At 68.8% G+C, this 10,398-nt stretch carries 5 protein-coding genes and 3 pseudogenes; all 8 read left to right on the top strand.

The features are described 5' to 3' along the window. Nucleotides 1–786: 786 nt before the first annotated feature. Nucleotides 787–3,283, top strand: a pseudogene (locus D180_RS14180) (methyl-accepting chemotaxis protein). A gap of 348 nt (nucleotides 3,284–3,631) precedes the next feature. Beyond that, nucleotides 3,632–4,066, top strand: coding sequence for a hypothetical protein (locus D180_RS14175; protein ID WP_223875754.1), 435 nt, complete (start codon nucleotides 3,632–3,634; stop codon nucleotides 4,064–4,066). Beyond that, nucleotides 4,063–6,270 (top strand): methyl-accepting chemotaxis protein, encoded by a 2,208-nt coding sequence (locus tag D180_RS14170; protein WP_017913318.1) that lies wholly within the window; start codon nucleotides 4,063–4,065, stop codon nucleotides 6,268–6,270. Before D180_RS14175 ends, D180_RS14170 begins: the two co-directional genes overlap by 4 nt. Before the next feature lie 60 nt (nucleotides 6,271–6,330). Then, a complete protein-coding gene (locus tag D180_RS14165; protein ID WP_043091009.1) occupies nucleotides 6,331–7,113 on the top strand; it encodes a flagellar brake protein in 783 nt (260 codons plus the stop codon). Between the two features lie 122 nt (nucleotides 7,114–7,235). Beyond that, nucleotides 7,236–7,730 carry a chemotaxis protein CheW gene (locus tag D180_RS14160; protein WP_017910573.1) on the top strand — a complete coding sequence of 165 codons (495 nt, stop codon included), beginning with the start codon at nucleotides 7,236–7,238 and terminating at the stop codon, nucleotides 7,728–7,730. Between the two features lie 200 nt (nucleotides 7,731–7,930). Continuing rightward, a complete protein-coding gene (locus tag D180_RS14155) occupies nucleotides 7,931–8,293 on the top strand; it encodes a hypothetical protein (RefSeq protein WP_017910574.1) in 363 nt (120 codons plus the stop codon). 88 nt (nucleotides 8,294–8,381) lie between these two features. Further along, nucleotides 8,382–9,275, top strand: a pseudogene (locus D180_RS24805) (MCP four helix bundle domain-containing protein); the annotation flags it as partial. A 318-nt stretch (nucleotides 9,276–9,593) separates the two neighbouring features. Next, nucleotides 9,594–10,398 (top strand): annotated as a pseudogene (locus D180_RS24800) (methyl-accepting chemotaxis protein); the annotation flags it as partial.

Genomic DNA, 10,398 nt, shown 5'->3' with positions numbered 1-10,398 from the left:
CGGCGCGGGTTGCGAGCAAGGCCGGCGCGGCGCCGCAACCGGCGGCACGCCGTCCGGTCGTGGCCGCCGCCAGCAACGGCGACGCCTGGCGGGAGTTCTGAGGCCGCGGTGGCCAGGCGCACACGGCCTGGCCACCTCGCCTGCACCAGCGGCACATTCCGCCATTCCCTGCCTGATCGAACGCCGGCTGTCCCGACGCGCGCTCGACACGCGCCGCCATCGGCCATCGCCCCGCGCCTCCTCGCCATCATCGCGTGCCTGCCACGGCGCGCCAGCGCCCGACTGCCCCTGCCTCGCCCGACCTCGATGCCAGCCCGGCACGGCCGGATCACGCCCACTGCAGGCGACACCAGCGACGGCGGCGCGGCACGTCCATCGGCGAATGGACCGAGCGAGGACATGCCAACACCCGCCGGTCACCGCGGTTCCCGCAGCCTTCTCGACAGGCCTGCACATCCCGGAATCGTGCGGCCGTTCGCAGATCGCGCAGCTCCTGCATCGGCGCTGCATCCGCAGCGCGCCGCAGCGCGTATGTCCTGCCCACTCCTTTTCTCACATGGGCGCCACAACCCTGATGACCGCGTAACTCCGCCAAGATCACAGATTCAATCTTTGTCTCAAGCCGCCGCTAAAGATCTGCCCGATTCGGCCGAGTGCTGGCGATCCCCTCGCATGCACGCGTCTTCGCCCGGCGAAGTTCGATCGCTGTCCGCCCCCTACATTCCCATCGCATGCGCTTGCTCGCGAGCGCATGCCTTCTTTCGCTTTCCCCCAGAGACCCGCGCAATGACGTCGCACTCCGCGAACCACGCCGCTCCGCCCGCCTCCGACCGCCGCTCGCGTTTGCGGGTCTGGCACGACCTCCCCATTGCGCGCAAGCTCAGCCTGATCGGCGTGCTGGCCTTGATCGGGCTGGCCATTCCCCTGCTGCTGTACACCCGCACCCTCAGCGACGGCGTGGAGGTCAGCCGCGCCGAGCTGCGCAGCTACGCGCCATTGCGCGAGATGCTGCGGCTGCTGGCGGCCCTGCAGGAAGAACAGGTCGGCGCCGTCGCCGACACGGCGCAGGCGCGCGACACCGCGGACCGGGCGCTGCGCGAACTGCAGCGGACCGTGCCGGCCCTGCCCGGCTTCGAGCGCAGCACGGCGGCGCTGGCGCAATTGCAGCAGACCCTGCAGACCAGGCGCAGCGACTTCGCGGCGGTCGCCGACCAGGCCGACGACGCGCTGGACGCCCTGCGCGACGACAGCCAGCTGGTCTATACGCCTTACGTGGAAAGCTACCACCTGGTGGTCAGCAGCCTGATCTACGCCCCGGTGACCAGCCAGACCCTGACCCGGCTGGATGCGATGCGCGACCCCTCGCAGGCCGGCGCCGACACCCCGGTCCTGCGCGCGCAGATCGCCGAGCTGGCCCGCGATCAGGGCCGCCTGCGGCATGAGCTGAAGAAGGCGTTGGGCCTGCTCGAACAGCCGGATCCGGCCCTGTCGCAGTCGGTCGCCGCCGAAGCCGCCGTCGCCGATCGCGCCCTGCCGCAACTGGCGCAGGCCCTGGACGGCGGCAGCGCCGATGCCGATCAGCGCTGGAACGCGGCCCTGCATGGCTGGGACGAGGCCTTGCACGGGCTGAGCGCCACCGCGTTGCAGGCGCTGCAGCGCCAGTCGCAGCGTCATCTGGACGCCTCGCTGCAGGCGATGTGGACCGCGGTGGCCGGGCTCGGCGTGCTGACGCTGCTGATCGCGGCGATCTGCACGCACACCCTGATCACCCTGACCCGCAACGTGCGCCGCGCCGCCGGCGTTGCCGCCGACATCGCCGAGGGCCGCCTCGACGCCCGCATCGTGGTGCCCAGCCGCGACGAAAGCGGTCGGCTGCTGGCCGACATGCAACGCATGCAGCAGCAGCTGCGCGAGGTGCTGGCCGCCCAGACCGAGATGGCGCGGCGCCACGATGGGGGCCAGACCAGCTATCGCATGGACGAGAGCGTCTTCCCCGGCGACTACGGGCGCATGGTCCGCGACAGCAATGCCCTGGCCGCCTCGCACATCGCGGTGACCGAGCGCCTGGCGCAGATCATGGGCCGTTACGCGATCGGCGACCTGTCCGAGGACATGGACCGCCTGCCCGGCGAGAAAGCCCGCCTCACCGAGACGATGGACACGGTCAAGCACAACCTGACCGCGATGAACAGCGAGATCAAGCACCTGGCCGGCGCCGCCGCGGCGGGCGACTTCAGCGTGCGTGGCGACGCCGCGCGCTTCCAGTACGACTTCCGCCTGATGGTCGACAGCCTCAACCAGCTGATGGCCACCGCCGACGGCAACCTGCAGGCGCTGTCGTCCCTGCTGCAGTCGATCGCCGCCGGCGACCTGACCGCACGCATGCACGGCGACTTCCAGGGCGTGTTCGCGACCATGCGCGACGACGCCAACGCCACCACCGAACAGCTGGCCGCCATCGTCGCGCGCATCCAGACTGCCGCGGTCAGCATCAACGCCGCCGCCAGCGAGATCGCCACCGGCAACGACGATCTGTCGCGCCGCACCGAGCAGCAGGCGGCCAGCCTGGAGGAGACCGCCGCGTCGATGGAGGAACTGACCTCCACCGTCAAGCAGAACGCCGAACGTGCGCGCCAGGCCAACCAACTCGCCGCCGGCGCGGCCTCGGTCGCCTCGCAGGGCGGCGACGTGGTCGGCCAGGTCGTGCAGACCATGAGCGGCATCGAAGCGTCCTCGAAGAAGATCGGCGACATCATTTCGGTGAGACGGCATCGCCTTCCAGACCAACATCCTGGCGCTCAACGCCGCGGTGGAAGCGGCGCGTGCCGGCGAGCAGGGCCGCGGCTTCGCCGTGGTCGCCAGCGAAGTGCGCACCCTCGCCCAGCGCTCGGCCAACGCCGCCAAGGAGATCAAGACGCTGATCGACGAGTCGGTCGGCCGCGTCGCCGAAGGCTCGGCCCTGGTCGAGCGCGCCGGCACCACCATGCAGGAGATCGTGACCTCGGTGCAGCACGTCACCGACATCATGGGCGAGATCGCGGTCGCCTCGCAGGAGCAGTCGTCCGGCATCGAGCAGGTCAACCGCACCGTCACCCAGATGGACGAGAGCACCCAGCAGAACGCCGCGCTGGTGGAGGAAGCCACCGCCGCCGCGCGTTCGATGGAGGAGCAGGCCAGCCACCTGCGGCAGGCCGTGGCGGTGTTCAAGGTGCAGGCGGCGGCATCCTCGGTGCGTGCGCCGGCGGTACCGGCCGCGCGCACGCCGACACACGCGGCCGCCTGAGTCCAGGCGCGCGGATCGCGCCACCCAGGCTCGGCCTGTCACGCCGCGGTCGGCGCACACCGCGCCGCCGGAACAACGACCCAATTACCGATCGGCCGCGGAACGCCTCCGCGGCCGATTGCGTTTCCAGGCCTGCGCGGCAGCCTTTTTTCGAAAACCCCACACCAGCGTCGTTACCACGGCGTGAAATGTGATGAATACGACCTTAAGGATCGACAGGTGCTGTCGATAACGTGAACAGCCGGTGAGTACCGGCGTCGCGCTGGCCGGTTTCCAATGCAGGCACTATCCACCACGACGCCCCGTTGGGGAGGTTTCACTCGCCTGCCATGGGGGCTGTTGTTGCTGGTGCTCTGGAGCATCTGGGCGGCAAGCCAACTGGTAGCGCTCGCCAGCCCGCCGCCGGCCGACAGCGCCGAGGCCATTCGCGCGCGCCTGCTGGCCTTTGCGCCCGCCATCGACGCTGCCGACGGGCAGCCCGTGGCGTTCCGCCTGCGCGTGGCCGGCTGCGAGTGCGCCGCGCCTGCGGCGCTCGCACTGCCAGGGATGCGCAGCGTGGACCTGCGCGCCCGGCTGGCGCCGCCGTCCCTGCCCTATGCGCTGATCGTCCTCGATGCGCAGTCCCGCCTGATCTATGCCGGCCCGGCACAGCTGGCCGGATGCGGCACGTCCATCGCCGCCGCGTCGCTGCTGCCGCGGCTGCTCGCCACCGGCGGCGCTTCGCCGCTGATCTCTCCCGCCCAGTGCGGATGTCCCACCGACTCCAAGGAATCCCTCTCATGAGCGCCTCGCCTACCCAAGGCAGCTTTCTCGTCGGCAACGAGCGCTACGTCTACCTGCAGAAACTGGCGGCGCAGGCCGACCGGCTGTTCGTGGTCGTCGCGGTCCTGGCCACCCTCGCCAGCCTGGCCGCCGCCTGGCATCAGGGCGCGTGGACGCCGTGGCTGGCGGTCAGCCTGCCGACCCTGGCCGTCATCGCCCTGCAGGTGAAGCTGCATCCGGGCAGCCTGCTGAGCCGCTGCACCGTGGCCTTGGGCCTGATGGTGCTGGCCGCGGCGCTGATCCAGCAGGCCGGCGGCATGATCGAAGTGCACTTCGGCGTCATCCTGCTGATCGCGCTGCTGCTGTACTACCGCGACTGGCGGCCGATCATGGTCGCGGCCGCCGCGATCGCCGTGCATCACGTGCTGTTCTTCTGGCTGCAGCATCGCGGCCTGCCGGTGCGGGTATTCACCGCCGAGGCCGGGATCGGCATCCTGGCGATCCATGCGCTGTACGTGGCGGTGGAAGCGGCGATCCTGGTGCCGATGGCGGTGCAGATGCGCCGGCAACTGCTGGACGTAGGCCACGACCCGCACGCCCTGGCCCAGGCCGCGCGCGCCATCGCCCAGCAACAGCCGCTGTCGGCCGCGATCCGCGAGCTGGACCTGCCGGAAGGCTCCATCGCCCACACCCTGGTGGCCGCCAACGCGCAGCTGCTGCGCAGCCGCGAGCAGGACAGCGAGGCCCAGCGCGAGACCCAGCGCATCCGCAGCGCGCTGGACGATGTCACCACCAACGTCATGATCGCCGATGCCGACCGCCGCATCGTCTACGTCAACCGCCCGCTGCTGCAGATGCTCAGCGAGGTGCAGGAAGACCTGCGCCGCGACCTGCCGCAGTTCGATGCCAGCGCACTGCTGGGCAAGACCATCGACGTGTTCCACCGCCATCCCGAACACCAGGCGCGCATGCTCGCCGAGCTGACCGGCACGCACCGCGCGCAGATCCGCGTCGGCGGCCACACCATGCGCCTGATCGTCAATCCGGTGACCGACGCGACCGGCAACCGCCTCGGCTTCGTGGTGGAATGGGCCGACCGCACCGACGAAGTGGCGGTGGAAGAGGAGATCGCCGGCATCGTGCGTGGCGCGGTCGCCGGCGACCTCGGCGGCCGCATCCGCCTGGACGACAAGCACGGCTTCCTGCTGCAGTTGGGCGAGCAGATCAACGCCATGCTCGCCGCCAGCGCCTCCGGCCTGGGCCACATCCAGCAGATGCTGCGCGCGCTGGCCGAGGGCGACCTGTCGCGGCGCATCGACGCCGACCTGCAGGGCGTGTACGCGAACATGAAGGACGATGCCAACGCCACCGCCGAGCAGCTGTCGGCGATCGTGCGGCAGATCCAGGGCGCCTCGGACGCGATCAACACCGCCGCCGGCGAGATCGCCGCCGGCAACGACGATCTGTCGCGCCGGACCGAACAACAGGCCGCCAGCCTCGAAGAAACCGCCGCCTCGATGGAGGAACTGACCTCCACCGTCAAGCAGAACGCCGAGCATGCGCACCAGGCCAACCAGTTGGCGGTCGGCGCCGCGGCGGTCGCCTCGCAAGGCGGCAGCGTGGTCGGCAAGGTGGTCACCACGATGAGCGGCATCGAAGCCTCGTCGAAGAAGATCGCCGACATCATCGGCGTGATCGACGGCATCGCCTTCCAGACAAACATCCTGGCGCTCAACGCCGCGGTCGAGGCCGCGCGTGCCGGCGAGCAGGGCCGTGGCTTCGCCGTGGTCGCCAGCGAGGTGCGCGTGCTGGCGCAGCGTTCGTCCAACGCCGCCAAGGAGATCAAGGGCCTGATCGACGATTCGGTGACCCGTGTGGCCGAAGGCTCGGCCCTGGTCGACCAGGCCGGCCGCACCATGCAGGACATCGTGTCCTCGGTCCAGCGCGTCACCGACATCATGCGCGACATCGCCTCGGCCTCGCAGGAACAGTCGGCCGGCATCGAGCAGGTCAACCAGACCGTCGTGCAGATGGACGAGGCGACCCAGCAGAATGCCGCCCTGGTCGAGGAAGCCAGCGCCAGCGCCCGGTCGATGGAACACGAGGCGGGCGAACTGGCACGGGCCGTGGCATCCTTCACCCTGGAGCAGCGCCCGCCGTCGAACGCGGTCGCCACTGGCGGCAACGTGCAGCCGGTCTACAAAAAAGTCCAGCTCAGCCGATAGCATGCGTGGGGCGGCCCGACGCGGTGCCGCCCCACCCACCTCCAGTACCCACTCTCCACCATGGCCGAAGGCACTCCCAGCGACTCCCCTGTCCCGACTTCGCCGGAAGAAGAAGTGGAGGACGACCGTTTCCTGCTGACCAAGCCGCGACAGATCCGCCAGTTGCTGCAGTCGCTGATCCAGCAGCGTTCGCAGGTCAGCGCGCACGTGGGCGGTCGCGACCAGGCCTTCTCGACCGCGTTGCTGGACCTGGACGAGGACAGCGTACTGCTGGACCTGAGCGTCAACGAGGCCTCCAACCGCGCCGCCGAGCAGGCCGAGTACCTGCTGTGCTTCGCCCAGCTGGACAAGGTGCGGGTGCGTTTCCGCATCGAAAGCCCGCAGCGCACCGACGACAACGGCCAGCCGGGCCTGCGTGCCCCGCTGCCGGAATCGCTCTACTACCTGCAGCGGCGCGAGCATTTCCGCCTGGAGACCCCGATCACCGATTCGCCGTTGTGCGTGCTGCGCATCGACGACGATGCCGGCCAGATCGAACTGAAACTGCGCGTGGTGGACATCAGCGGCGGCGGCCTGGCGGTGGCGCTGGTACAGGGCCAGCCGATGCCGCAGCTGCAGCAGAGCTATCCGAACTGCGTGCTGCAGCTGCCCGATGCCGACGCCATCCGGCTGACCCTGCAGGTCTGCAACATGTATGTCTCCAAGCTCGCCAACGGCCAGGACACCCTGCGCGTGGGCATGCGCTTCCAGGACCTGCCGCGCGGTGCCGACGCGGCGATCCAGCGCTACGTGTTCCGCATCGAGCGCCAGCGCAGCGCCCGCAAGAGCGGCGTGCTTTCCTGAACGCCGCAAGCGGCCGGCCGATCCAGGTCTAAAGTTCGCCGTGGCCGCGCCGATCTAGCATCAGAGTCGCGCTTTCCCACCCACGCCACCACCCGCAATCCCGTGCGCACCAGGAGCACACGATGAACGACAAGACCACCTCCAATTCCGACGCCACCGGCGGCGAATTCCTCAGCTTCACCCTCGGCGAAGAACACTACGGCGTGGATATCCTCAAGGTGCAGGAAATCCGCGGCTACGACTCGGTCACCCGGGTCCCGGACGCCCCCGAGTACATCAAGGGCGTGATCAACCTGCGCGGCACCATCGTCCCGGTGATCGACCTGCGCCTGAAGCTGCGCCTGAAGGAAGCGCGCTACGACGCCTTCACCGTGATGATCGTGCTCAACGTCGAGAACCGCGTGGTCGGCATCGTGGTGGACAGCGTCTCCGACGTGATCCCGCTGAACGAAGAGCAGATCCGCCCGACCCCCGAGTTCGGCGCCGCGGTCGACACCCGCTTCATCTCGGGCATCGGCACCCAGGACGACAAGATGTTGATCCTGCTGGATATCGAGACCCTGCTCGACAGCGCCGAGTTCGGCCAGCAGCACGCCCACGTCGACGAGGCCGCCTGACCCCCGGCCGCTGCGGCGGCCGCCCGGCTGTAGACGAAACCCGCCGCAAGGCGGGTTTTTATTTGAAATGCGAACTGTTTATCACTTGGGCGAATCAAGTTAACCGGTTTCACGCCGATAGCTGAAGAGTGGCCGGCATCACACGGCCCTCACTTCAGCCCCCGTCCCCAAGGAGTCGTTCCATGAAACCGAGCTTTCCCATGCTGCTGGTCCTGCTGCTCGCCGCCAGCCCCAGCACCTTCGCCCAGTCCCAGCAGATGATCCCGCCGGAGATGGCCACCCGTTTCGTCGGCAAGGACGGCATGGTCTGCGGCAAGGTCGAGAAAGCCAAGTACGCGCAGAATTCCGAAGGCGAGCCGACCTTCCTGTACATGGGCGGCATGTTCCCGCGCCACACCTTCTCCGCCCGCATCGCCGGCGCCGACCGCAGCAAGTTCGGCTTCGCCCCGGAAACCCTGGAAGGCAAGGACGTGTGCGTGATCGGCAAGATCGAGCGGGACAGCTCGCGTGCCGAAATCCAGGTCAGCGCGCCGTCCAGCCTGAAGCTGGCCACCATCAAGTAAGCCATTGCGCCGCCGTGCTGGACCCGTGCGCACGGTCCGGCGCGGCGGCGTTTGCCGTTTTTTGCCCCTTGTCGTCCCCCTCCGAATTATGGGAAACGCGCTCATGCAGTGGATTAAAGATCTGAAGGTGATGCCCAAACTGATGCTGGCGTTCGGCGTCGTGCTGGCGTTGATGCTGATCCAGGGCGTGGCCGCCTACCGCGGTCTTAACTCGCTCGATGGCGTGACCAAGAATGTGTCGTCGCAGGTGGTGCCGAGCGTGCGCACCGGCGGCGAAATGCGCGGCATCCTCGGCGAGTACCGCAACGCGGCCTACCAGAGCCTGATCCGCAGCAGCGATGCGCTGAAGAAGGAATCGGCCGCGCGCAAGGTTGCGCTGAAGAAGCAGATGGACCAGATCCTGGCCCAATATCCGCCCAAGATCGGCAGCCCGCAGGAAAAGACCATCTACGACCGTCTGGTCGCCGACTGGAAGAAGGCCAGCGCCTCCTACCAGTCCGTCGACGAAATGCTGCAGCTCGACCTGCACGACGACGCCATCGATACCTTCACCGGCGAGACCCGCACCCTGCACAACAAGGTGGTGGACGACGTCGTCGCCCTGATCGCCGAGAACGATCGCCAGGCCAAGGCCGCGGCCGACGCCGCCAGCGGCACCTATCGCAACGCCTCGGCAACCCTGCTGATCTGCCTGCTGATCGGCCTTGGCGCAGCGGTCGGTCTGGCCTTCCTGTTCGGGCGGATGCTCGCCAACAGCGTGCGCGATGCGGTCAAGGTGGCCAGCGACGTCGCCGCCGGCAAGCTCGACGGACATATCGACGCCAACAGCAAGGACGAGATCGGCGAGCTGATGCAGGCACTCAAGCGCATGCAGCAGGACCTGCGCGGGCGCATCGAGCGCGACGCCGCGGTCGCCGCCGAGAACCTGCGCATCCGCACCGCGCTGGACAACTCCTCGACCGGCATGTTCATCGTCGACCTGGACTACAACATCGTCTACGCCAACCCGTCGATGCAGGGCCTCACCGACAAGTACGCCGAGCAGATCCACTCGGTGGCGCCGGCCTTCGATTCGAGCCTGCCGCTGGTCGGCTCGCCGGTGACGGTGCTGGAGTACGGCAACCAGCACGATCCCAAGACCCTGGCGGAGCTGGAAAAGAAGGGGGTGATGGAACGCGAGATGGCCTACGTCGACGCGCGCGTCGCCCAGACCATCACCGCCATCCGCGACCAGCACGGCACGCACATCGGCTTTGTCTGCGAATCGCGCGACCGCACCCTGGAAGCGCAGGTCGAACAGGAAGTGGCCAAGATCGTGCGCGAGGCCGCCGCGGGCGACCTCAGCGGGCGCGTCGGCATCGAAGGCAAGCACGGCTTCTTCCTGCAGCTGGCGCAGCAGCTCAATGGCCTGCTGCAGGCCAACGGCGACAGCATCGGCCAAGTGTCCAGGCTGCTGACCGCGCTGTCGCAGGGCGACCTCACCGCGCGCATGCATGGCGATTTCCAGGGCGTGTTCGCGACCATGCGCGACGACGCCAACGCCACCGCCGAGCAGCTGGCGGCCATCGTCGGCCGCATCCAGCAGGCGGCGAACGCGATCAATGCCGCCGCCGGCGAAATTGCCGCCGGCAACGACGACCTGTCGCGCCGCACCGAGCAGCAGGCGGCGAATCTGGAAGAGACCGCCGCCTCGATGGAGGAACTGACCTCCACCGTGCGCCAGAACGCCGAGCACGCGCGCCAGGCCAACCAGTTGGCCGGCGGCGCCGCCACGGTCGCCTCGCAGGGCGGCAGTGTGGTCGGCCAGGTGGTGCAGACCATGAGCGGGATCGAGGCGTCCTCGAAGAAGATCGCCGACATCATCAGCTCGAGACGGCATCGCCTTCCAGACCAACATCCTGGCGCTCAACGCCGCGGTGGAAGCCGCACGTGCCGGCGAACAGGGCCGCGGCTTCGCGGTGGTCGCCAGCGAAGTGCGCACCCTCGCTCAGCGCTCGGCCAACGCCGCCAAGGAGATCAAGGGCCTGATCGACGCCTCGGTGAGCCAGGTGGCCAACGGCTCGACCCTGGTGCGCCAGGCCGGCCAGACCATGACCGAAATCGTC

This window comes from Xanthomonas sp. SHU 166, from assembly GCF_000364685.1.
Classification (GTDB): domain Bacteria; phylum Pseudomonadota; class Gammaproteobacteria; order Xanthomonadales; family Xanthomonadaceae; genus Xanthomonas_A; species Xanthomonas_A sontii.
Note: the sequence above shows the minus strand (reverse complement) of the source record. Positions and strands in the feature narration are given on the sequence as shown.

Excerpts from the sequence above, each read along its gene's own strand:
- D180_RS14160 (WP_017910573.1), top strand. The coding sequence starts at position 7,236 with ATGAACGACAAGACCACCTCCAATTCCGACGCCACCGGCGGCGAATTC.
- D180_RS14165 (WP_043091009.1), top strand. The coding sequence starts at position 6,331 with ATGGCCGAAGGCACTCCCAGCGACTCCCCTGTCCCGACTTCGCCGGAA.
- D180_RS14155 (WP_017910574.1), top strand. The coding sequence starts at position 7,931 with ATGCTGCTGGTCCTGCTGCTCGCCGCCAGCCCCAGCACCTTCGCCCAG.
- D180_RS14170 (WP_017913318.1), top strand. The coding sequence starts at position 4,063 with ATGAGCGCCTCGCCTACCCAAGGCAGCTTTCTCGTCGGCAACGAGCGC.